The organism is Chryseobacterium sp. Y16C (assembly GCF_022488405.1).
GTDB lineage: Bacteria > Bacteroidota > Bacteroidia > Flavobacteriales > Weeksellaceae > Chryseobacterium > Chryseobacterium geocarposphaerae.
Genome location: NZ_CP092711.1, coordinates 4,526,951 through 4,550,192 on the forward strand (window position 1 = coordinate 4,526,951; position 23,242 = coordinate 4,550,192).

General features: G+C 35.3%; 26 protein-coding genes. 17 read left to right on the forward strand and 9 right to left on the reverse strand.

Annotated elements, in window-relative coordinates; genetic code table 11:
- Positions 1 to 33 precede the first annotated feature (33 nt).
- Positions 34 to 1,272: an erythromycin esterase family protein gene (locus tag MKS83_RS20625; RefSeq protein WP_240581143.1), complete on the reverse strand. Its 1,239-nt coding sequence runs from the start codon at positions 1,270 to 1,272 to the stop codon at positions 34 to 36.
- Positions 1,273 to 1,424: 152 nt separating this feature from the next.
- Here MKS83_RS20625 and MKS83_RS20630 point away from each other — a divergent pair, with 152 nt between their 5' ends.
- The 10 genes from MKS83_RS20630 to MKS83_RS20675 all read left to right on the forward strand — a co-directional run bounded on the left by MKS83_RS20630 (position 1,425) and on the right by MKS83_RS20675 (position 12,248).
- Complete coding sequence (locus tag MKS83_RS20630) at positions 1,425 to 3,524, forward strand: M13 family metallopeptidase (protein ID WP_240581144.1); 2,100 nt, start codon at positions 1,425 to 1,427, stop codon at positions 3,522 to 3,524.
- A gap of 258 nt (positions 3,525 to 3,782) precedes the next feature.
- The gene (locus MKS83_RS20635; protein ID WP_169925777.1) at positions 3,783 to 4,229 is read left to right on the forward strand and encodes a type VI secretion system contractile sheath small subunit; all 447 of its coding nucleotides are present in this window, start codon (positions 3,783 to 3,785) and stop codon (positions 4,227 to 4,229) included.
- A 23-nt stretch (positions 4,230 to 4,252) separates the two neighbouring features.
- Positions 4,253 to 5,614, forward strand: a complete 1,362-nt coding sequence (locus tag MKS83_RS20640; protein ID WP_100377974.1) for a DUF5458 family protein — start codon at positions 4,253 to 4,255, stop codon at positions 5,612 to 5,614.
- Between the two features lie 24 nt (positions 5,615 to 5,638).
- Positions 5,639 to 6,154 (forward strand): hypothetical protein, encoded by a 516-nt coding sequence (locus MKS83_RS20645; protein WP_240581145.1) that lies wholly within the window; start codon positions 5,639 to 5,641, stop codon positions 6,152 to 6,154.
- A gap of 34 nt (positions 6,155 to 6,188) precedes the next feature.
- Positions 6,189 to 7,235 (forward strand): A/G-specific adenine glycosylase, encoded by a 1,047-nt coding sequence (mutY, locus tag MKS83_RS20650; protein WP_240581146.1) that lies wholly within the window; start codon positions 6,189 to 6,191, stop codon positions 7,233 to 7,235.
- 174 nt (positions 7,236 to 7,409) lie between these two features.
- Positions 7,410 to 7,967, forward strand: a complete 558-nt coding sequence (gene gldD, locus MKS83_RS20655; RefSeq protein ID WP_100377971.1) for a gliding motility lipoprotein GldD — start codon at positions 7,410 to 7,412, stop codon at positions 7,965 to 7,967.
- Positions 7,968 to 7,995: 28 nt separating this feature from the next.
- Positions 7,996 to 8,919, forward strand: coding sequence for a PfkB family carbohydrate kinase (locus tag MKS83_RS20660; RefSeq protein ID WP_240581147.1), 924 nt, complete (start codon positions 7,996 to 7,998; stop codon positions 8,917 to 8,919).
- An 87-nt stretch (positions 8,920 to 9,006) separates the two neighbouring features.
- Entirely contained in the window at positions 9,007 to 10,371 is a 1,365-nt protein-coding gene (locus MKS83_RS20665; protein WP_240581148.1) for a peptidylprolyl isomerase, read from the forward strand.
- Between the two features lie 92 nt (positions 10,372 to 10,463).
- Entirely contained in the window at positions 10,464 to 11,453 is a 990-nt protein-coding gene (locus MKS83_RS20670; RefSeq protein ID WP_240581149.1) for an NAD(P)H-dependent flavin oxidoreductase, read from the forward strand.
- 15 nt (positions 11,454 to 11,468) lie between these two features.
- Positions 11,469 to 12,248: an alpha/beta fold hydrolase gene (locus tag MKS83_RS20675; RefSeq protein WP_240581150.1), complete on the forward strand. Its 780-nt coding sequence runs from the start codon at positions 11,469 to 11,471 to the stop codon at positions 12,246 to 12,248.
- Positions 12,249 to 12,331: 83 nt separating this feature from the next.
- On the opposite strand, the gene MKS83_RS20680 is transcribed toward MKS83_RS20675, so the two are convergent.
- Both MKS83_RS20680 and MKS83_RS20685 read right to left on the reverse strand, forming a co-directional pair.
- Positions 12,332 to 12,949 (reverse strand): hypothetical protein, encoded by a 618-nt coding sequence (locus MKS83_RS20680; RefSeq protein ID WP_240581151.1) that lies wholly within the window; start codon positions 12,947 to 12,949, stop codon positions 12,332 to 12,334.
- 29 nt (positions 12,950 to 12,978) lie between these two features.
- Positions 12,979 to 13,278 carry a rhodanese-like domain-containing protein gene (locus MKS83_RS20685; protein ID WP_100377967.1) on the reverse strand — a complete coding sequence of 100 codons (300 nt, stop codon included), beginning with the start codon at positions 13,276 to 13,278 and terminating at the stop codon, positions 12,979 to 12,981.
- A 122-nt stretch (positions 13,279 to 13,400) separates the two neighbouring features.
- Between MKS83_RS20685 and queG the strand changes: the two genes are divergently transcribed.
- Positions 13,401 to 14,345 carry a tRNA epoxyqueuosine(34) reductase QueG gene (gene queG, locus MKS83_RS20690; RefSeq protein WP_240581152.1) on the forward strand — a complete coding sequence of 315 codons (945 nt, stop codon included), beginning with the start codon at positions 13,401 to 13,403 and terminating at the stop codon, positions 14,343 to 14,345.
- A 361-nt stretch (positions 14,346 to 14,706) separates the two neighbouring features.
- Complete coding sequence (locus MKS83_RS20695; protein WP_240581153.1) at positions 14,707 to 15,375, forward strand: TIGR02117 family protein; 669 nt, start codon at positions 14,707 to 14,709, stop codon at positions 15,373 to 15,375.
- Between the two features lie 58 nt (positions 15,376 to 15,433).
- Here the strand turns inward: MKS83_RS20695 and MKS83_RS20700 are convergent, their stop codons facing one another.
- On the reverse strand, positions 15,434 to 15,733 hold the full coding sequence (locus MKS83_RS20700; RefSeq protein WP_100377964.1) for a helix-turn-helix domain-containing protein: 300 nt from the start codon (positions 15,731 to 15,733) through the stop codon (positions 15,434 to 15,436).
- A gap of 152 nt (positions 15,734 to 15,885) precedes the next feature.
- Between MKS83_RS20700 and MKS83_RS20705 the strand changes: the two genes are divergently transcribed.
- The 3 genes from MKS83_RS20705 to MKS83_RS20715 all read left to right on the forward strand — a co-directional run bounded on the left by MKS83_RS20705 (position 15,886) and on the right by MKS83_RS20715 (position 16,827).
- On the forward strand, positions 15,886 to 16,116 hold the full coding sequence (locus MKS83_RS20705; protein ID WP_100377963.1) for a hypothetical protein: 231 nt from the start codon (positions 15,886 to 15,888) through the stop codon (positions 16,114 to 16,116).
- Positions 16,117 to 16,276: 160 nt separating this feature from the next.
- Positions 16,277 to 16,471, forward strand: coding sequence for a hypothetical protein (locus MKS83_RS20710; protein ID WP_240581154.1), 195 nt, complete (start codon positions 16,277 to 16,279; stop codon positions 16,469 to 16,471).
- An 80-nt stretch (positions 16,472 to 16,551) separates the two neighbouring features.
- Positions 16,552 to 16,827 carry a hypothetical protein gene (locus MKS83_RS20715; protein ID WP_240581155.1) on the forward strand — a complete coding sequence of 92 codons (276 nt, stop codon included), beginning with the start codon at positions 16,552 to 16,554 and terminating at the stop codon, positions 16,825 to 16,827.
- Between the two features lie 222 nt (positions 16,828 to 17,049).
- On the opposite strand, the gene MKS83_RS20720 is transcribed toward MKS83_RS20715, so the two are convergent.
- The 5 genes from MKS83_RS20720 to MKS83_RS20740 all read right to left on the reverse strand — a co-directional run bounded on the left by MKS83_RS20720 (position 17,050) and on the right by MKS83_RS20740 (position 21,858).
- On the reverse strand, positions 17,050 to 18,345 hold the full coding sequence (locus MKS83_RS20720) for an NRAMP family divalent metal transporter (protein WP_240581156.1): 1,296 nt from the start codon (positions 18,343 to 18,345) through the stop codon (positions 17,050 to 17,052).
- 158 nt (positions 18,346 to 18,503) lie between these two features.
- Positions 18,504 to 19,583 carry an alpha/beta hydrolase gene (locus MKS83_RS20725; protein ID WP_240581157.1) on the reverse strand — a complete coding sequence of 360 codons (1,080 nt, stop codon included), beginning with the start codon at positions 19,581 to 19,583 and terminating at the stop codon, positions 18,504 to 18,506.
- On the reverse strand, positions 19,580 to 19,912 hold the full coding sequence (locus MKS83_RS20730) for a hypothetical protein (RefSeq protein WP_240581158.1): 333 nt from the start codon (positions 19,910 to 19,912) through the stop codon (positions 19,580 to 19,582). Before MKS83_RS20730 ends, MKS83_RS20725 begins: the two co-directional genes overlap by 4 nt.
- Positions 19,913 to 20,062: 150 nt before the next feature.
- Positions 20,063 to 20,842 carry a LytR/AlgR family response regulator transcription factor gene (locus MKS83_RS20735; protein ID WP_240581159.1) on the reverse strand — a complete coding sequence of 260 codons (780 nt, stop codon included), beginning with the start codon at positions 20,840 to 20,842 and terminating at the stop codon, positions 20,063 to 20,065.
- Positions 20,839 to 21,858, reverse strand: a complete 1,020-nt coding sequence (locus MKS83_RS20740; RefSeq protein WP_240581160.1) for a sensor histidine kinase — start codon at positions 21,856 to 21,858, stop codon at positions 20,839 to 20,841. The genes MKS83_RS20735 and MKS83_RS20740 overlap by 4 nt, the downstream gene beginning before the upstream one ends.
- A 212-nt stretch (positions 21,859 to 22,070) precedes the next feature.
- Between MKS83_RS20740 and MKS83_RS20745 the strand changes: the two genes are divergently transcribed.
- Both MKS83_RS20745 and MKS83_RS20750 read left to right on the forward strand, forming a co-directional pair.
- On the forward strand, positions 22,071 to 22,475 hold the full coding sequence (locus MKS83_RS20745) for a VOC family protein (protein ID WP_240581161.1): 405 nt from the start codon (positions 22,071 to 22,073) through the stop codon (positions 22,473 to 22,475).
- Positions 22,476 to 22,665: 190 nt separating this feature from the next.
- The gene (locus tag MKS83_RS20750) at positions 22,666 to 23,232 is read left to right on the forward strand and encodes an inorganic diphosphatase (RefSeq protein WP_240581162.1); all 567 of its coding nucleotides are present in this window, start codon (positions 22,666 to 22,668) and stop codon (positions 23,230 to 23,232) included.
- Positions 23,233 to 23,242 lie beyond the last annotated feature (10 nt).

Here is a 23,242-nt window from a genome sequence, read left to right on the forward strand (position 1 = left end):
CCGTTCAGAAATGAGCGGTTTTTTTGTTTAAAATTAGTCGGATAATAATTTTGATGCAGTAGAATTCTTTATAAAAATAAGATAATCAAAATCTTCGGATATATTTCCGGATTTGAAATCTCTTTTAACAGGTGCTGCTCCGACGGTTCGGTAGTTTATTTTGCTTAAAATAGATTTTGCCAATTTATTATTCTCTTTTTTGATTGCTTTAAGATCTAATATGAATAAGGGAAGATCAAAAGAATTGAGTAATTCTTCTAATGAATCTTTAGAATTTTTCTTCAGATAAATAGGTTTAACATCCTTTTCATTCATATCAATAATAGAATGATAGCCATCATAAAAAAACGTTCCGCAATTAATGTAATTATCTTTGAATTTTTCTTTTAAAAATTTTCCAGTTTCTTCTCCGGTTTTCTTAATATGTTCATTGTGTGCCCATAAAACAAAAGCCGATTCCGGATAATGAGTTTTGAGCCAGAAAATATTGTCAGCCATGTATTTGTTTCTCTCCCAATAAGTTAAGTTTAAATATTGCTCAATAAGAGCTATATTCTGTGCAAACCATATTCTGTCTTCCTGTTTTGATATTTTAGAGGAAAACAATTTTATGTTGTTTAATTTGATTAAGATTTCTGCACTTTTTTGCTTTTTTTCAGATATTTGCTTTCGTTCCAATTTACTGAATTCATGAAGGTTTTTTGTTAATTCAAATAAATCTTCAAATGGAATGTCATATTTACCCATCAATATCTTTAGTTGAACGATCGACCCTGTGTAGGTTGTCATATCAAATCCGGTGAACTGTATTTTATTAGTATTCTTATCGTTATATTTTTTCATCCATTCTATCATTTTTAGTATTTCATCTGTCTGATAAATCCACGATTTGATATTCATTAAATATTCTTTTCCGGTTTTGTTTCCTTTAATAATGTATTCATTGATTAAAAAGGAATCCGGCATAGATGCTTCTATTGAAAAAATTCCGCCTTGATTTTTCTGTAAAATATACCGTGTTAATTTATCTTTTATCTTAAAAATTTCACTTGAGCCATGAGAAGCCTCTCCCAATCCAAGAATTTTTGCATCAGAAAAGAATTTATTGAAAATCAAAGAGTCTTCTTTGAAACCAATTTCGGGTTCATACGATTGTAAAGGATAAATAAATTTTCGGAGATAAGTTTTCTCTTCAGTATTTTGAGAATAAATCAGTTTTGAGATAAAAAATAAAATAAACAGAATCGATTGTCTGGAGAAATACTTTTTCATTAGTTAATTTATAGCTTTTTGCTAAAATTAATTTTTTTCTTTCTATAAGGATAAAAATGACTTTTATTTTAACCGATTTTATGATTGATTAACTACTATTATCATTAATTCGTATATTTGGTAAGTTTGTGTACAATCAAAAATTATCTTTAATGAAAAAGCTAAATATTGGAATACTTGCCTTTTCGGGTTTGGTATTTTTAAATTCGTGTGGAACGACAAAGACTGCTGAAACTCAAAAACCAGAAACGATGAAAGACGTTGTTGTAGAACAGGTGAAAAAAGAGGAAGTAAAAGAAGAAGGACTCAATTTATCTTATATGGATAAAACGGTGCGTCCGCAAGATGATTTTTTTAGCTATGTGAACGGAAACTGGGTGAAAACGACTCAGATTCCTTCAGACAAGGCAAGTTGGGGATCTTTCAATGCATTGAGAGAAAATGTGGATGATGCTTCTTTAGATATTTTAAACAAAATTTTATCAGAAACTTATCCTGCGGGCTCCGAAGGGCAGAAAATCCAGAACCTGTATGCTTCGTTTATGGATACAAGTAAGAGAAATGCAGAAGGATTAGCGCCTATCAAAGGAGATCTGGCAAAAATTGATGCCATCAAAAACCTTAATGATCTTCAGAAATATCTTTTAGAAGCGACAAAATTAGGAGATAATTCTTTTTATGGATGGAGAGTCGGTGCCGATATGAAGAATTCTAACCTGAATGCGGTGTATCTTGGCGGTCCGGATTTGGGATTGGGGAGAGATTACTATCAGAAAGTTAATGAAGCCAACACGAAAACTTTGGCAGAATATCAGTCTTACGTTGGAAAACTGTTCGGAGTATTAGGATATAAAAATTCTGAATCGGCTGCGAAAAATGTTGTTGATTTTGAAAAACAGTTGGCCAATTATTTACTGACGCTTGAGCAAAACAGAGATGCCAATTTAAGATACAATCCGAAAAATGTATCAGAATTACCTGCTTTGGTAAAAAATGTAAACCTTCCGAAATATTTGAAAGAAGCCGGTGTAAATACAGACAGAGTAATCATTGGCGAACTTAAGTATTACCAAAATATGGATTCGTTCCTCACACAGAAGAACCTTCCGTTGCTGAAAGATTATTTAAAATATCACTTAATCAATGGTAATGCGAGTAATCTGGATGAAAATTTGGAACAGATCAGATTCGATTTTTATTCCAAATATCTTCAGGGACAGAAAGAGCAGCGCCCGATGAATAAAAGAGGACTTTCTCTCGTAAACAGTGTTCTTGGTGAAGCTTTCGGGAAATTATACGTTGAAAAATACTTTACACCTGAAGCAAAAGCTCAGATGGAAACCTATATTGACTATATTTTGAAGTCATTCAAACAGCATATCAATGATATAGACTGGATGTCTCCGGAAACTAAAGTTAAAGCTCAGGAAAAGCTGTCAAAATTCACCGTGAAAATTGCTTATCCGGACAAATGGAAAGATTATACCCAGTTAAAAGTAGAATCTCCAAAAGCAGGAGCAACTTTATATTCCAATCTTCAGAATGTTTCCGCTTGGCAATATCAGAGAAGTCTGGATAAAGTAGGAAAACCTGTTGACAAAACAGAATGGGGAATGACACCTCAAACGGTGAATGCATATTACAGCGGATCAAATAACGAAATTGTTTTCCCTGCTGCCATTCTTCAGCCGCCTTTCTATAATCCTAAAGCAGATGCAGCCGTTAATTTCGGTGGAATCGGAGCAGTTATCGGTCACGAAATTTCTCACGGATTTGACGACAGCGGTTCAAGATTCGATGGAGACGGTAACTTAAATAACTGGTGGACCGAAGCGGATCGTAAGAATTTTGACGCCAAAGTAGGTCAGTTGGCAGCGCAGTACAGCGGTTATGAACCGGTAAAAGGAAGCTTTGTAAACGGTAAATTTACAAGTGGAGAAAATATCGGAGACTTAGGAGGTGTTGCTGTTGCGTATGATGCATTACAAATGTATCTTAAAGACAAAGGAAACCCAGGATTAATCAGCGGTTTCACGCAGGATCAGAGATTTTTCATGAGCTGGGCAACGGTTTGGAGAACGAAGGCAACAGATCAGTACATGATAAACCAGGTAAAAACAGATCCACACTCGCCGGGAGTTTTCAGGGCATTTGGTCCATTGGTAAATCAGGATGCATTTATTAAGGCATTTGATATAAAACCGGGAGATAAAATGTATAAGGCTCCTCAGGACAGAATAAAAATTTGGTAACATCACCAAGAATTGTTAGAAAGAAAAACGCATCAGAAATGATGCGTTTTTTTGTTTATTTTTCATAGTTTAGTGATCTTGTAAACAGATAATAATAAGGTACTTATTTGTAAACGTTATTAAATATTTCAATAAAAAATCTTAACAAAATTTTGTATGTTACAGTTTTTTTTTAAATTTAAACATTGGATTGGACATTTGTTTGATTCAGACAAAACCAATTCACACCAAAACAAGAAATCTCAAAATATTAATAATATGGCAATGTTTAATTATGGTGTTGGCGGCAACGAGGTAAAAGTAGACGCTAATGAAGCTATTCAGGAAATACAAGAAAATAAGTCTCTGATAGTAAGCCAGCTTACAACAGAAGAATCTTATACACCTGAAATTGTAACAGGATTAAAAACAGTGGAAGACGTCTTCAAACATTTCCAACCTTCTGTAAATGTACAACATGAAACGGAAGAAGGCAATGTGGTGGAAGAGGAATTCCGTTTTCAAAATCTTGCGGATTTCACCCCCAAAAATCTTATTCAGAAATCAGATTATTTGCAGCAGCTAAGTATGGAGCAGGAGCAATATAATAAAATTGTTCGTCAGCTAAAGACGAATAAGATTCTGCGTAATATGTTAGAAAATGAGCAGACAAGAGCTGCTTTTGTGGAAGTGTTGAAAGAAGTGGCACAAGAACTTGAAAAATAATCTTAAAGAAGTTACATTACATCATGGATAGTAAATTACAGGCAGCTGAAAGCCAACAACAAGGGCAACAGCAACACGCAGGACAACCGAAAGGAAATCCCCTTGCCGAACTGAATAAAATAGGAGGTTTCGGTTTTGTTGAATCTGTTGTGGATGGTATCGCCAATATGAACCCTACAAGAAAGGCTAGGAAAGAAATCTTCCTTAACGATAGCAATAAAGGAGAAGAAAGAAAAGAACTCCTGCAGAAAATCAACCTTTGGATCAATCTTTTAGAAGGAAATGAATCTGCTGATAAAATGGCAGAAACTTGCAAAAACAAAGCACAACAGGCAGATCAGAACTTAAAAACCAATCTGAAAAACACATTGGATGCTGTCCGCTTATTAGAAACCAATTACAGGACAGTAGCTCAGTTCTACAAAAATACGGAGCTTGACAAAGTAGATAATGTGAGTATTGTAAATGCAAGCTTAGACCAGGTTTCTGATTTGGATAATCCTTTGTTTATCGATGCTATTGCTGAGGAATTCAAAAACTATTACGACCGTTTAGATCTAAGAGATAACTACTCAATTTTGGCCATCCCGGGTTACTTAGGATCCAATAAAGTGATTGAAAAATGGGCGAAAATCTGTAACGAAAACAAAGTAATGATGGTTACGGATTTTGCTAATCTTGATAAACCGGATGATGTAGTAGACTTATTCCATTCCGCGAATCTTACAGGAGGAGAATTGCACAGAAGTAATGTGATTATGACGTGTAACTGGCTTGTCGGCCGTGGTAAAGCAGAAGAAGTGGGGGAAGAGGAGAATGTAGAACTTCCACCTTCCACCTCATTAGCCGGAAAAATTCATAAAACACTCATGTCGCAGGTTGCAGCAGGTAAAAAGCATGGTAACATCAATGAAGTAGATGCTGTAAAATTCGAATTGAAAAAAAGCGAAATTTCTCAGCTGGAAAAAATGGGATTAGTTCCTATGGTTAATGAATATGGAAAAATCATGGCTTTTTCAGCAAAAACATTATTTACAGGAGACAATATCGGGCTTCAGACTTATTCGGTAGTTCGTGTATTCGATTATGTAACCAAAGTTTTGTTAGATTTCTTAAACAGAAGAGCTTTCGAAAACTGGAATGCTAGAAACGAAGACGACTTGAGAAGACAAATTGTAAGCTTCCTTGACGGAATTAAAGGACCGGACAAGCTGATTGAGAAATTCAAAATTGTTCGTTTCGAACAGGATAAAGTAAATAAAGACAGAGTTTGGCTGGATATTCGTTTGACGCCTTATTTCCCTACAAAAAGTTTTGTTATTAAACTAGACGGACACAAGGGAGATGACGGAAATGAATGGGATGCTGAATACACTCAGGAATAACACAACAACACTTCTTAATAATTAATGAAAAAACCGATGCAGTTCAAACATCGGTTTTTCTATATCAAACCACCAATCGAAATGAATATGAAAGTGAAAACAATGATTTTTCAATCCCTGTTTTTCATAATATTTGTGATAAGCTGTGAAGAAAAACGACCTCAAATAGAACATAAAATTGATCTTTTTGCGGACGAAAGACAAGAAGGCAAAGCTTATGTAATGAATGCAGACGAATGTTTTGACGCCAGTGAAGTAGTGATTTCAAGTTCAAAAATAAAGCTTACGGACAGTTTTTCCGGTCGTGGAAAACCTGTGTTTATTTACAGGGTAGATTCCGGAAATGTATTAAAAACAACCAGAGATTCGTTAATTAGCTTTCCTATGCAGTTTCTGGCGAATCAGAAATTATCATTAAAAAAGGATTCTTCAATATACGTTTATTTAAAAAAACTTGAAGGTTTTCGCTTTATTGCAGAAGAAAAACAGATTAAATATCAGTGGGTGAAAGGAGCTTCCGTTTTTGAAGTGAAAAAATAAAGTATCTTTGTTCCCATAAAAATGAGACGGATTTTTGGAAAAGAATAACAGCGGTTCAGGCTTTAAACATATAGGCAACACACTTCTTCACTGGTATAAAAACAATGCGAGAGACCTGCCTTTCAGACAAACAAAAGATCCTTATAAAATCTGGATCTGTGAGATCGTTTTTCAGCAGACCAGAATTAATCAGGGGCTTAATCATTATAATAATTTTATCAGAAGATTTCCGGATGTAAAGACCTTGGCAGAAGCTAATGAAGATGAAGTTTTGTTACATTGGAAAGGCTTGGGATATTATTCAAGAGCTCTCAATATTCATAAGGCTGCAAAACAGATCATGACAGATTATCATGGTAGCTTTCCTTCCGAGTATGAAGAGATTCTGAAACTGAAAGGTGTTGGGAAATATACTGCAGCGGCAATTTCAAGTATCTGTTTTGATGGAAAAATGCCCGCTGTTGACGGCAATTTTTACCGAGTTCTGAGTCGTTTTTTTGCAGACGATTTCGATATTTCCAATTCAAAAGCCTTTAGTTATTTCTCAGAATTGGCAACTCTCATTATGCCAGAAAACGTTGGAGATTTTAATCAGGCCATGATGGATTTGGGCTCCGAAATCTGCAAACCTAAAAATCCTCTTTGTGGAGAATGTCCTCTCCAAGAAAATTGTTTAGCTTTTTCTTTGCAGAAAACGTCTTATTTTCCTGTTAAAACCAAAAAAGTAAAAGCTGAAGATCTTCAACTGACTTATTATTTTGTTCACAGAAACGGTCAGTTTTTAATTCAGCAAAGAAAAGATGATTTCATCTGGAAAAAGCTGTTTGAGTTTTCGCCTGTAATTTCCGATGAATTAATGCAATTTATTAAAAGTGTAAAAACAGTCAATCATAAACTGACGCACAAGAATTTAAGCATAGAAATTTTTAATGTTGAGGTAGATTCGGAGGAAGTCTGGAAAAATTTTACTGCTGAAAATGATTTCATTGTAACCGATGTTGAGGGGGCTCACGAAAGATCTTTCCCGAAACCTTTGGAGAATTATATCCAAAGTTATGATACAGCGTATAAAATTCCATAATTAAACGTCTGTCTGTCATTCTGACGAAGGAAGAATCTATTAATATAATTGGGAGAGATTCTTCACTCCACTTCGTTCCGTTCAGAATAACAAAGCTCAATCTCAGTTTCAAAACGTATTGAAATGCTGAAATTTGTCTTTTAAAATCTGAAATCTAATTTGTACTTTTGCAAAATGATTAAAAACGTCATTTTTATTTTTTTAGCCTTAGTTTTAGTGTCTTGCGGTAAAGATTCTGTTCCCAAACCTTATGGAGAACTTCGTCTGGAGTATCCTGCTCCTAAATATCAGAAATTTGAGAACAACTGTGCATACACTTTCGAATATTCGGACTTTGCTAAAATTACAGATGCCAAAAGACCTTGCTGGTATTATCTGAATTATCCTAAAATGAAGGCAAAAGTATTTATTACCTATTTTCCGATCAAGAATGATTTCGTAGATCATTTGAAAGAAGCCGAGAAAATGGTATATGAACATACGGTAAAAGCCAGCTCAATCGATACAAAATCATTTGAATATCCTGAGAAAAAAGTCTTTGGTAATTTTTATGAGCTGAAAGGACAGAGTGCTTCCAATCTTCAGTTTTATGTTACGGATAGTACAAAGCACTTTGTAACGGGATATCTTTACTTTAATACAAGACCAAAACCAGATTCATTGGCTCCGGCTGTCAACTATATCAAACAGGATATGAAGCATTTGCTGGATACCTTTGAATGGAAAAATTAAAATTCTTAAAATTTACATTAAAACATATATGAAACTTTTAGTTGTAGGAAGTGTTGCATTTGATGCAATTGAAACACCATTTGGTAAAACAGATAAAATCTTAGGAGGTGCAGCCACTTATATCGGAATCACATCATCTATTTTGGGAGTGAAATCCGGAATCGTTTCTGTAGTAGGAGGAGATTTTCCGCAGGAATATCTTGATATGTTTACAGACAGAGATGTAAATATTGAAGGAATTGAAATCGTAAAAGAAGGAAAAACATTCTTCTGGGCAGGGAAATATCATAATGATCTGAATACAAGAGATACATTAGCTACTGAAGTAAACGTTTTAGAAAACTTCGATCCTAAAATCCCGGATTCTATGCAGGATGCTGAGATTTTATTATTAGGAAACCTTCACCCGGGAGTTCAGTTGTCCGTTCTCGAAAAAATGAATAAGCGCCCGCAACTTGTTATTCTTGACACGATGAATTTCTGGATGGATACAGCTTGGGATTTTTTGATGGATATGATTGCTAAAACTGATGTCATTACTATTAATGATGAAGAAGCAAGACAGCTTTCAGGAGAATATTCTTTGGTGAAAGCCGCTAAAAAAATCCATACCATGGGACCGAAATATGTGATCATCAAAAAAGGAGAGCACGGAGCTTTGCTTTTCCATGACAATAATGTTTTTGCAATTCCGGCATTACCGTTAGAAGAAGTTTTCGATCCGACAGGAGCTGGGGATACTTTTGCGGGAGGTTTTGCCGCTTATCTTGCTAAAAAAGGTAAAATTGATTTCGAAACCATGAAATCTGCATTAATCGTAGGATCTGCAATGGCATCCTTTACCGTTGAAAAATTCGGGACAGAAAGAATTCAGGAAGTAAAAGAAGCGGATATGTTCAGCAGATTAAGACAATTCAAAGAATTGACAACTTTTGATGTTGAGCTACAATAAATAAAGCTTTTTAAGAAATATTTATAATAAAAAATTTAGTCTAATTCATTAAGAATTCTAAATTTGCAACTTGTTTAAAATAGTAAAATGATAAATAAACTAAAAATCACTTTTCTTTTTGGGATTTTCATGCTGATTTTCTCTGCCAACGTAAACGCTCAGCTTAAGAAGGGGCAGTTGGTAGACGGTATTGCAGCGGTAATTGGAGATGAAATCGTTCTGGAATCTGATGTAGAAGAGCAAATGAATTATGGAAAACAGCAGGGAATTTCCAGTGTAGATAAATGTGAGTTTTTGGAAAACTTAATTAATAATAAACTTTTAGTATATGAAGCTAAAAGAGATACATTAATTGATAACCGTTCTGCAGCTATCAAAGAAGGTGCAAATGCAAAATATCAGCAGTTACTTTCTCAGTTCCCGGACGAGAAAACAATGTTGGCAGCCTATAAGTTTAGAAATGCTTATGAAATGAAGAATACGATCGAGAAAATTGATACCGATCAGTATTACGGACAGGCTAAGTACCAAAGAATTACGGAAAAAGCTGACGTTACACCCAATGAAGTGACTGATTTTTACAATTTGTATAAATCACAGCTACCGGAAATTAAAGACGAAGTGTCTTTAGGGCAAATCATGATGTATCCTAAATTAACGGAAGCTCATAAGCAAGAACTAATCAACAGGCTTAAAAAAGTAAAACAGGATATTCTTGGAGGAGAAAGCTTTGAAAGTCAGGCCAGAATTTACTCTGAAGATGAAGGTTCTGCAGTAAACGGAGGTTTGATAAAAAACATCTACAAAGGACAGATGGTAAAGCCTTTCGAAGCGGCAGCATTAAACCTACAGGAAGGAGAGATCTCAGATCCTATAGAATCTGAATTCGGATATCACATTATCCAACTGGTAAAAAAGACAGGGAAAATGTATGATGCAAGACACATCTTGTTGATGGCTACTCCTACAGATGAGGAAATCAGTACAGCTAAAAAGAAGCTGGACAGTATCAGAACCCTTATTATGGATGGGAAGATCAGCTTTAAAGATGCCGCATTCAAATTCTCAGATGACAAGAAAACTAAATTCAACGGAGGATTAGTTCCGGGAGCGGACGGTTCAAGTAAAATAGAAAGAGAAAGTATTCCGGGAGTAATTACTTACGAATTGGCAGGTCTTAAAAAAGGAGATATTACTACAGCGTTTGAAGATGCGGAGAACAAAAGAAAAGTAGTGAAAATCATTAAGATTGAAGATGAAATTCCTTCTCACAAGATTACCCTGGAAACAGATTACGACAGAATAAAGCAGCTGGCTCTCAATAAAAAGAGAAATGAAATGATCGAAAAGTTTGTAAATTCAAAATTGCCGACCACTTTTATTTCAATCGATGGCCGATACGATTCTTGTAGTTTCAAAGGAAACTGGAAAAAAGAATCTCTTAAAAAATAAATACAAAAACCTTCAGAATTTTCTGAAGGTTTTTTTCTGCAAAAATATTTTGAAACACTTTGCAGAAAGCCTGTTTTTAGTATTTTTACACTATGAGCAATTTTATAGATTTTAATTCAGCAAGAAAGCTTAAAGAAATGCAGCAAAGTCAAAATAGAATTACGCAACTATTTAATATACAGTATCCTATTATTCAGGCAGGAATGATTTGGCATTCCGGATGGAGATTGGCTTCCGCAGTTTCTAATTGTGGTGGTTTAGGATTAATCGGAGCGGGGAGTATGTATCCGGACATTTTAAGAGAAAACATCCAAAAATGTAAGCAGGCTACGGATAAACCTTTCGGGGTGAATGTGCCTATGCTGTACCCGAATCTGGATGAAGTAATTCAGATTATTTTGGAAGAAGGAGTGAAGATTGTTTTTACTTCCGCAGGAAACCCTAAAACCTATACCGAAACCCTTCAGAAAGAAGGTTTAAAAGTTGCTCACGTAGTTTCGTCTACCAAATTTGCGATGAAGTGTGAAGATGCAGGAGTAGATGCCGTAGTTGCTGAAGGTTTTGAAGCAGGAGGTCACAACGGAAGAGATGAGACCACAACATTTTGTTTAATTCCCAACGTAAGAAAACATATTTCAAAGCCATTAATTGCTGCAGGAGGAATTGCATTAGGTTCTCAGATGAAAGCTGCCATGATTCTTGGTGCAGACGGAGTTCAGATCGGTTCCCGTTTTGCTGCCACTGTAGAAGCAAGTGCGCACGAAAACTGGAAACGAAAAATTACGGAGCTTCAGGAAGGAGATACCCATTTAACATTAAAAGAACTGGCGCCTGTAAGAATGGTTAAAAATAAGTTTTTTAATGAATTGGAAGAGATTTATAATGTAGGCAGAAATAAAGAATCTTTAATTGCTTCTTTAGGCCGTGCAAGAGCTAAGAAAGGGATGTTTGAAGGAGACATGGAAGACGGAGAGCTGGAAATTGGGCAGGTTTCCGCTTTAATTGATGATATTCTTCCGGTAGATGCTGTTTTCAGAAATTTATTAAAAGAATTTGAAGAAACACATAATCCAAGTTTATAAATAAAGTTGAAATTGATGCAAGGGAAAATAAGTGATGTAAACGGTAAAAAACTTTATATAGAATATCAGAATTCATTTGAAAATAAACCTACCATTGTCTTTTTGCATGATTCTTTAGGTTCTGCACAACTTTGGAGGGATTTTCCTTCGAAATTATCTGAAGCCTCTCAATGCAATCTTCTTGTCTATGATCGTTTGGGATATGGAAAATCTTTTCCGATGCCTACTCACGAAAGAGAAAACAATTACATGGAAACCGAAGCGGATATTCTGAATGATATTTTGAATACGTTCAATATCAATGATGTCATTCTTTTCGGGCATAGTGACGGAGCTACAATTGCATTGATTACAGCCTCAAAATACCCTGAGAAAATAAGAGCGACCATTTGTGAAGCCGGACATATTTTTGTGGAAGATGTAACTTTAAAAGGTGTGAAAGACGCTTTGGAAGCTTATCAGACAACCAACCTTCCAGAACGTTTACAAAAATACCATGGCGAAAAAGTTCCGGTGATGGTAAGAGCATGGGCAGAAATCTGGCTGAGCGAAAGATTCAGAAGCTGGAATATAGAATATCTCCTGAAAGATATTCAATGTCCTTTACTGTTTATCCAGGGAGAAGCTGACGAATATGGAACGCTCAATCAGGTGGAAAAAACAATCTCTCAGGTAAGCGGAAGTGCGGAAAAATTTATCATTCCAAATATCGGGCATACTCCGCATAAAGAATGCCCGGAACATGTTTTGAACAAGGCAGCTGAATTTATTAATAAGATAATCAATCATCAATAAGCTTTTCAACGATAAAAATTCCCCTTCTTTGAAGGGGTGACGAAAATTTGTAGAATTTTTGACGGGGTAGTTTAATATTAAAATTATAAATTATCAATTTCCCACTCAATATTCTTTCTCGCCTGTTTCTCGTATTTCTCTCTGAAATAATCTGTTTTGAAAATGTTTTCCATTTCCAGAAAGTGTTTTAAAACCCTCTTCCTTCCGGGTTTATAAAGTAAATCTGGGTAAATGGAATATTCCTTTCTGATCTTTCGGGTGTAATCAATATATATTTCTAAATCCTTTCCAAGAATAGAAAGATCAGCGTCCAGTAGATAATTTAAGTCTTTATTATCAGAATTTTGATGAGCTTTGGTAGCTAAAATCTGATGGTAGATTTCAGAAATATCAGTTTCATTGAGATTGAGCTGTTGAAGTCTTTCTTTTGCAAAATCAGCACTTTTCTCCTCATTGGACTTTGATGAAGAATCATAAATAATGTCGTGATAAAAGACGCTGAACGAAATATTTAGATAATTTGAAATCCTAACGTTTACTGCGTCAAGCTCAGAAAACATACTTTCTAAATGGGCGAGATTATGATAATGCCTGCTTTTTTGAGAATAATTTTTTTCGATTTCAGACCAAAGCTTTTCAATAAGCTCCTGATCTGGACTAAAAGCTAGAGAAAGTGCTGAAAATCTTTCCTTCAAATTCATATTTATGCTTTTTAATAAAAAAAGGAACTTTAAAAAGTTCCTTGATTTGCTTCGATTGTTGCTTTCAGGTCTGCCCAACCGCCACCATTGTAGCCGTCTCTCAAACCTTGAGCATTTAAGTATTCTAATGCTTTTCCGCTTCTGTTTCCGCTTCTGCAGAATAGGATAACCGGCTTTTCGATAGAAAGAATTTCATCCTGTCTGTCTTCCACTTCACCTAAAGGGATGTTTTTTGCGCCGTCTATATTCCCGTCCATTTCCAGTTCCATAGGCTCACGAACGTCGATCAATTCATAATTTCCTGATTTTATTACTTCTGCTAAAGACATAATTACTAATATTTTAGAGTTAAAAAAATTACAATGGATTCCTTGAAAGATATCTACCTTTGCATAAGAATCCAAAGCCTAAACAAATTTATAAAATAATCTTAGTTTTGCAATGCGAAATTATGAATTCAACTGCCGAAAAATATTCACAGCTCATAAAAACCAAAGCCAAAAGTTTTGGGTTTCAAAACTGTGGAATTTCAAAGGCAGATTTCCTGGAGGAAGATGCTCCCAATCTTGAAAAATGGCTGAAAAATAATTTCCACGGCGAGATGAAATACATGGAAAATCATTTCGACAAAAGGCTGGATCCCAGATTATTGGTGGAAGGTTCAAAATCTGTGATTTCACTTTCTTATAATTACTTTCCAGAAGAAAAAATTTCGGAATTAGAGAACTTTAAGATCTCAAAATATGCCTATGCAGAAGACTATCATGAAGTGATTAAAGAAATTCTCCGTGAGATGGTGACTGAACTGCAGGAGGAAATTGGGGAGTTCGGATTTCGAGTTTTTGTAGACTCTGCTCCGGTGCTGGAAAGAAGCTGGGCCAGGAAATCAGGAATAGGATGGGTAGGAAAGAACGCCAATCTGATTACCAAGCAAAGCGGTTCTTTTTACTTTTTGGCTGAAATCATCTGCGATTTGGAGCTTATTCCGGATCATCCTGTGACCGATCATTGCGGAAGTTGTAGAAAATGTATTGATGCCTGTCCTACCAATGCCATTATTTCTGAAAAAATAATTGACGGAAGCAAGTGCATCTCATATGCAACCATAGAATTAAAAAATGAAATTCCGGACTATTTTAAAGATAAGATGGATGATTGGATGTTTGGTTGTGACGTTTGTCAGGATATATGCCCATGGAATCGGTTTTCGGCACCTCATCAGCAGACAAAATTCAAACCGAATGAAGCTTTAAAAAACTTTAAAAAAGGAGAATGGAAAGAACTTACTCAGGAGCTATTCTCCGAAATCTTCAGAAAATCTCCTGTAAAGAGAACAAAATTTGCGGGTTTGAAAAGAAATATTGAGTTTTTGGACCAATCTGAAGAGAAAAAATAGACTGTTTTTTGGTGACAAATCCTCACCTGGAATTATGGAGTTCCAAAGCAAGGAGAGAAAATCGGCCATACCTTAAAATTTCAGCCTTTAAGGAGGAAGAGGTTTATTGAAGAAAAAGTGCTTCCAATAAAGAAAAAATTGACTTCCGGGAGATCATATCTCACCAAAAATCAACGTCTTTTTTGTATTCTTTTAGGGGCAACTTTTACTCTGATTTTAAATCTCTTTTGGGATTTGGAAGTTTTGTGCATATTTGTGATATTTTGTTACTTAAATTTAATAAAAATTCGATTTAAAAACAAATATTTTCATTAAACTTGATTGTTAAATTTCATTAATATAAAACATGAATGTAAAAAAAATGCTAATCCTGCTATTAAAGATCATAGGTATTGTTCTGGGAGTTGTTATTCTCTATGTTGTTTTGGGCTATCTTCTTCCTTTCATTGAAGTGTCCGGGAAAGATGACCGGCAAAAGAAAGAGATTCCGGTTTATATCTATACCAATGGAGTTCACACAGATATTGTAATGCCGGTAAAGAACGATCTGCAGGATTGGAGTCTGAAGCTTCCATTTAATAATATCAGATCCAAGAAAACGGATTATAATTATATTGGAATAGGATGGGGAGATAAAGGCTTTTATCTTGATACTCCTACCTGGGCTGATCTAAAGTTTTCTACCGCTTTCAAAGCCGCATTCTGGTTAAGTGAGTCCGCGATGCATTGTACATACTACAGGGAAATGAGAGAAGGAGAAGATTGTAAAAAAATCATGATCAGCAGAAACCAGTATCAGAAGTTAGTCCAGTTTATTGAAAATAAGTTTGATCAGGATCAGAACGGGAAATTTATTTTGATTCCTACCAATGCTGTGTATGGCGATAATGATGCCTTTTATGATGCTAAAGGCACGTATAGTTTTCTGTATACCTGCAATACCTGGGCAAATGATGCTCTGAAAGCTGCTGAACAAAAAGCTGCTTTCTGGACCCCTTCGGATTACGGAATATTTTTACATTATAAGTAAAAATAAAATGCTTCCAGAGATGGAAGCATTTTTTATATTAGAACATTGATTTTCTTTTTTACAATTCCTTTTCAAGGATGGCTACGATCTTATCAATAACGTCCTGTTTGTTTACTTTTTTTTGATAGGTAGGCTTAGGTTCTGCAACAATATTTTGTTGTTTTTTATCAAACAGGGCATACAAGTCCAAATCCGGATGGGTTTCAATATACCATGCTAAAAAATTAAGAGGCATTGCATTTTTTCCAGAGAAATAAAGTTGAATAGATTGTGGGGTAACGCCATAAGCAGTGGCGATTTCCTTCATGGTTTCTCCCTTTTCTTTGCTGTATTCCCGTATCTTCTGGTATATTTTCATATTAAGTAAGTTTTTTTTAATCAAAGCAACTATATGTTGTAAAAACAATGATTTATTGTTTATTTTGATATATAATTGTATATTTGTCTTGCAAATTAATTTGCGGTGAGACACAAAATTACGAAAAAAGGTTAAACAAAATTATTTCATTCATGAGCAAATTGGAGACCAATCTTAATCAGAAGATGATTGATGAGAAGTATGATTTCATTGAACGATGGTTACCGGCACGTTATACAACTTCAGTGAATATTATTTTAAAGGAAGATGTAAGAAAACCTGCATATATAAGGAAGGTGAAAAAAGAAAGGATCTCTGACCAAAAAATTCTTGATGCACTATACAAAGTGGCACTGCTCAATAAACTACAAATAGAAACCTAAGATTTATACAGTCTGCGTCTTATCAGTAATACTGATTTCACAAAACCACTTTATTTATTGATAGTCAAAATCCTAACAACTAAGACCCTTCGTTGTATGGCTATAATTGTAACCATACAATACATATATATTCAGTTTTAATTTAGGCACAATATGAATTATGAAAAAAAATAATGTTATCATCACAGAATGTTTCAAATGCGGAACACGTTACGAAAATCATTTTACCATATCACCATGCTGCAAATCGATCATGATGAAAGTAAATGAAAAAGGTGAACGTACAACAATTACTTATTTGAGTTCGTTTATTGTTCCCAAGCTTTATCCGGCAAAAAATAAGGATGACAAGTAAACAAGTCTAACTTTTATACAATAAAATCACGAATTAGTTGTTCTTAAATATAATTTTAATATGAAAAAAATAGAAAGTTAATGAAAATTGTAAAAAAATTTGACCATTTGGTAGGAAAAACAAAGAGGGAAATTATTTCAAAATTCGGAGATAGTTATGTATACTCGGATAACGGTTTGTATTATACCCTCAATCGGACATGGTTTACGAAAGGAGTAACCTTATCAGTAAAATTTGACGGACAGGAAAAAGTAGAGAAAATTGATGTTTTGGAAAATGATAAAGCTGTACTTCCTTACATATTCAGTTTATCTGACTCAAGTAATCAGTATAAAATTTTTGAAAAAATTCAGTAAAATAAGAAGCTGACTTAAGTGAAATGAAAAAATGGTAAAAATCTTTATTTTTTAACTAATACCAAATCCGTTAAATACAGGTTTTTTGAATGATCAAAGGCTGTTTCAATTTGAAACAGCCTTTTTCTAATCTAAAAGTCAGTAATATTAAAATAATAATGCGCTAAATATACTCCGAAGTTATTCTCGTGATGCTTAATTGGCCCATACCAGTCGAAGTTTTTAAATAGTAAAAAACATTGCAATAGATGCTGCAGCCATAAACATAAAAGTTGCCCATAACAGGCTTTTTGAAAGCCACCTGCTTTTGAATTCCCCCATAATGCGTTCGCTTGCAGATATCCGGATAATCAGAAACAAGAGAGGCACAGCAGCTACGCCATTGAGAACAGCTGTGTAAACAAGAGCCTTCACAGGATTAATCCCAATAAAATTCATACACAGACCAATAAGTGTAGAGATAATAATAACCATATAAAATCCTTTTGCTCTTGCAAATTTCAGGTTTAAACTTGCATTCCAGTTGAGGGCTTCGGAAACCGCATATGATGCCGATCCTGAAAGAACGGGTACGGCAAGTAATCCCAACCCAATGATTCCTGTAGCAAATATGATTTTTGATATCAACCCCGAATTTGGAAATGATTGCACCAGAGGTTCTAAAGCTTTTGCTGCATCAGCCGCAGTATTAATATCTGTTATATGAGCGCTATGCAGAACCGTTCCTCCGACTAATATAATACACCATGTTGTAAATTCAGAGATGACCATTCCTATACTATTATCTTTTCTCATGGCATGAATATGGCGCCATCCGATGTTGGGCTTTCCATCTTGAATCAGACCTCTCTCATTTTCTTCTTCCACTTCCTGGGAAGCCTGCCAAAAGAACATATAAGGTGTAATCGTTGTCCCAAATACTCCGGTGATTATAAAAAGAAAATTGAAAGAAAATTCAAAATGAGGAACAATAGAGGCTTTTAGTATTTCTTTCCATGGCTGGTCAATAATAAAAGCTGTAAGTGGGTAGGCAAGAAGTGATAATGCCAACCATTTAAGAACTTTTGAATATACCCGATAACTGGTGAAGACTTCTAATGTAAGTATACTAACCGTAAAAAATAGCATTAGTATAACAATATTGGCAGGAATAATTAATTGTGCGGCGGCTGCCATTGCTCCAATATCCGCTCCGATATTGATCGTATTGGCAATGACAACCAATCCGACAGAGCTATAGAGTATTTTTTTGCTGTAATGCTCTTTGATAACTCCGGTAAGTCCTTTACCGGTAACCATTCCTATTCTTGCACAGGCCTCCTGCACGGCAGTCATAAACGGAAGCATATAGAGGGCTGTCCATAATTGACCATAGCCAAACTGAGCTCCTGTCTGAGAATAGGTAGCAATGCCTGAAGGATCATCATCAGCAGCTCCCGTTGTCAGTCCGGGACCTAAAAGACCGAAGAATTTTTTGAATTTTTTTGTTTGATTTTCGACCTGATGTTTGACAGACATTGTTAATTGTTTTTGAATACAATATACTATTAATTGATCATTTTTTGATCTGCTAAAGTAAATAGTTTTTCATCATTAAAAAGACCTTCCACATAGTGGGAAAGTCTTTTTATTTATTATTTTAATGTGTTTTTATTCAAGAAAGACTGTTTTTCATATTAGTTGCAGTAAGAAATTCGAGGATTAGTGCTGTCTCCGCATTGAAACTGATATTTTCCTTGTGGATATTTCGGTGTGGGATTATCTGTAACTTCAAGCGGAGTCATCGATTGTCCGTTATAAGAAGGCATGGTAACCTGAGCCGTAGAACCATTACCTAAAGCCACATTTTTGGCATTGCTGTTTCCGTTGAAACTGTAATCCATCATGGCATCCAAAAGACGGTACACACCATAATAGTCCAATGCATCAAATACTTTTCGGGAACTTGGCATTGCGTGGTCTGTTACATAATTGTATCCGTTAACAGTGGATGATTTAATATAAACGAAATCTTTTTCAGCATTAGAAATATTGATGTTTTTAAAGATATCGATTGCCATTCTGTGATCGTTGACATCATCCTCGTCATAGACTTGCGTAATCATTTTGGTATTAGAAGGGAAGCTCTGTAATTGCTGTTGGGTTGTTAATGTACTGTTCCAGTTAAAAGAATACCATGGAGCCATAGTGAAAAGAAAACGCCCGTTCTGTCCCCAACCTTTTTCTGTAAATGCTTTATAGGCAAGATCAATACTTGCTCCACCACCAAAAGAATGTCCCATGAAGCCTACTTTCTGAGTATCAATAATATTGGGATAATCTGCGGCAGCTTTTATAAAGCCTTCCCACAGGGTTTGGTAACGGTGATCAACACTGATATCAATGGTGCGATAAGGCACAAATACTACCACATAACCTTTCTTGGCAATGAAGTTATATAGTTCTATGTTATATTCTTTATCCTCACCACCAAACGGATGTGAAAAGAATATAGTAGGTCTTGGAGAAGTAATTCCTTTAGGATAGAAAATAGAAACCTGTGTTCCAGCGTACTGGGGGTTATTAAAATCAATTTCAGCCACTTCATAATTTCCGTCTGCGCCATATCCTGATGCCGGTTTCTGGATAGGTCCCTGAAAGTTGGCGCCAAGCTTTGGCTGAATAGGAGTAGTTTCGTCAGTGTCGTTAGTGCTTTGAGAGCATGCAGAAGTGGTAATGAACAAAATCATTACCCATGGATAGAATAGCTTTTTCATTTTCTTTTGTCTTTAATATGTTGAACCATCTGATCTTTAATTTCCTCATATTTTTTGTATTGTCCTGCATCCAGAATTTGGCTCAGGGCATTGGACTTTTCTTTCTGTAAAGCTTTCAGTTTTTTGAATTTAGCGAGTTTACCTTCGTTACTTTGCAGAATCGGATCATTCTTTTGGGCATACTGAAGGTTAAGCGCAGAGACCTGCTCAACCTGCTTTGTATTTAATGCTAATTTACTTGTCATCCACTCCGTCATCATCTTTGCACGCTGTTCGGGAGTACTGTCCTTTAATTTTTTTGTCTGTGCCGATACATTTGTAAATGTCATACATAGAAATGCTATTATAAGAATTGGCAAAAGTTTTTGTTTTAAAAGCATCTTGGAAAATTTTAATTTTTAATGAAACAAATGTAACAAGAACGATTATTTCCTTTAAAATAAAAAAGGATGAAGCTGCTAAATTCCGGGGTGAATTCATTATTGATCCAGCCACTTTCTGAAATGCATTGCTTTTGCTTTACTGACAAGGATCTGTTCCTGAGGTAGCGGATGTATTTTGACCAGCAGTCTGCCATTAAAGAAATATTCTACAGCATCTACAGCATTCTTGTTGATAATGAATTGGCGGTTAGCCCTGAAAAAGAGAGTAGGATCTAGCTCATGTTCCAGCTGTTCCAGGGTGAATTCCACTACATATTGTCTGCCATCGGCCATATGTGCGTATACTATTTCATTTGCGGTATGGAAGCAATTGATTTTAGCTGCGTCAACAGGGATAAGCCTGCCGCAGTAATGAATAAGGAAGGATTTTTTATATTGCTTTTTTGTATACTGTAGCTCATGTAGCAGAGATTCTGTTTTGTCCTGTCCATTTTTTGAATCATCAGCAATAAGGGTATTATATTTAAGTAAAGTCCGCTGTATTTCTTCTGTGTCAAAAGGTTTTAAAACATAATCAATACCGTTGTTACGGAATGCCTCGATCGCATAATCATTATATGCCGTAACAAAAATAACGGGCTTTCCTATATTGATCTGCTTAAAGATTTCAAATGATAATCCATCAGAAAGCTTTATGTCCGAAAATATAAGGTTATAATCACTGTCGTTTAATCTGAACCAATCCATTGCTTCTGCTATACTTGGTAAAGTCTTCACAATTTGGATTCCCGGGTTGATTTCTTTCAGAATATACTCAAGATTTCTTGCGGTAGCCGCTTCATCTTCGATAATGACGATATGTAAATTTTTTTTCATAATAAGGGAAGCTTTACGATGAAATATTTTTTCGTCTGGAAAATCTCTATTTCTTTACGGAATTGAAGTTTGTATCTCTCATTCAGGTTGGTAAGACCAAGCCCGGTGCCTTCTGCCTCACTGATGGAGGGCTGGAGATTATTTCGGATAATAAGCCATTTGTCTTCTTCATAAATCTCTACAGTTAAAGGATTTGAAAGGGTAGCTTTGTTATGTTTAACAGCATTTTCCACCAAAGGTTGCAGTGATAAATGAAGAATTTGTTTGTTTATACAATCTTCGCTGATATTGATATGAATCTGAAAAGCATTTTCCAGCCTCATTTTTACCAGTTGGATATAAGATTTCAGGTGCTCAAGCTCTTTTTCGAGACTTACCATATTGTTACCTGAACGAGCCAGCGTATATCTGAAGATTTTGGAAAGATGGAGAATATAGTTTTGAGCCAGATTTGGATTTTCCCTTACTATAGCAGAAAGGCTGCTCAATGTATTAAATAGAAAATGCGGGTTAAGCTGTTCCTGGAGCAATTGCAGCTGTGCTTTCAGATAAGCTGAATTAAGCTGCTCGTTGATAAGATCCTTATTTCTGCTTTCACGCATCAGAAGAATAAGTCGGATAACGACAGCAATCATGATACTGCTGAGCAAAAACCGGGCAAAATATCCTCTGATTCTTCCTCCCGTAAGTTGGGGAGTTCCAAAAAGTAAAGAATGGACCATACTTCCCAGTATAATAGCTGCCACCAACACCAAGATATTGAATGTATAGAGTCTCCAATATAGTTTATTTTCTCTAAAAATACTCAGAAACTTACCCTGGGACAGGTTAAGATATAGTAACAAAAGGCAGAATGCCATATTATACAAAAACTGGTAGCCATATTCCCCAATATTGAACTGCCAGTAACGGGCGATAATCCCATCACTGTTTAGGGCCATCAACTTTGCAGAATTGACCATTAGTGTGATCAGGAAGGCACTGTAAAAATATATTTTTCTCTCATTCTTATTCATTACTACAAAGAAAGCAAAATATTAAAACCAATGATATAATAAATGGGTGAAGCGGTAAAAGTTGGTGGTGAAATAATACAATTAATGACTCATTAGAAAAAACTACTTTTTTACTCTGTTCAGTTAGAATCCGTCCACATAAAAAAAATCAACTGACATACTGTTGTCATCATTCCATTTTACTTTTGTGTAACTAATATAAACAGAACAAGATGAGTAACACAAATTTAGTATCATTACGAATAATTACTTCCGACATTACAAGATTGGTAAAGTTTTATGAGCAGGTGGCAAAGGCGAAGGCTAAGTGGGCAACTGATGACTTCGCAGAAATAGTTTTAAAGTCTTTTACTCTGGCAATTGGCAGCACCAGGACCTTGGCTTTTTTTGGAGAAGGAACAGCAGAAGCTGCTGCTAACAAAAGTGTAATTATAGAATTTCTCGTAGAAAATGTAGATGAAGATTATCAAAGGATAAAAGATATAACCACCGAAATTGTCCAGGAACCGACTACGATGCCTTGGGGAAACAGGTCATTGTTATTCCGTGATCCGGACGGAAATCTTATTAATTTTTTCACACCTGTAAGTGATGATGTGAAAAAGAAGTTTGCCTAGAAAGCTTCATCTGGTAATATCATTTTTTTTAGTGACTGATGTCATTTCTTAACATTAGTAATTTGATGAATTTTACAGAAGCAAATTAGGAACCATGAAGACTAGTTCAACATGAAGTTTAAAACTCATAAACAGAAGGGTACTCATTCAGGAGTGCTCTTCTTTTAGCTAAAATCAATATCCTGAGACAATGATAGGAAATCAACACCCGTGGCATGACGTTTCTCCAGGAGAGCATCTGCCACAAATAGTTACAGCTGTTATTGAAATACCTAGTGGCAGCCATACAAAATACGAAATCGACAAATTATCAGGACTGATAAGACTGGATAGAATTCTTTTATCTTCTATGTATTATCCTGCCAATTATGGGATCATACCACAGACTTATTACAGTGATGGAGATCCACTGGATATTTTGGTTTTATGTTGGGAAAGCCTTGTTCCCCTAACCTTGGTTAAGGCAAGAGTGATAGGAATACTCGAAATGACTGATGAGGATAAAAAAGATCATAAAATAATAGCGGTGGTTGAAAATGATCCTTCTCTGACACATGTTCGTGATATTAAAGATCTGCCAATTTACACGATCGACGGGATTCAGAATTTCTTTGAAGAATATAAAAAACTGGAAGGAAAAGCCGTACAGGTGTTTGGTTTTAAAAGTAAGGAAGAAGCTTTCGACTGTATTGAAGAGAGTTTGATGATGTATGTTAAAGAAATCAGGCCTACAATGAATAGTAATAGATTGGAATAATAGGATCTGC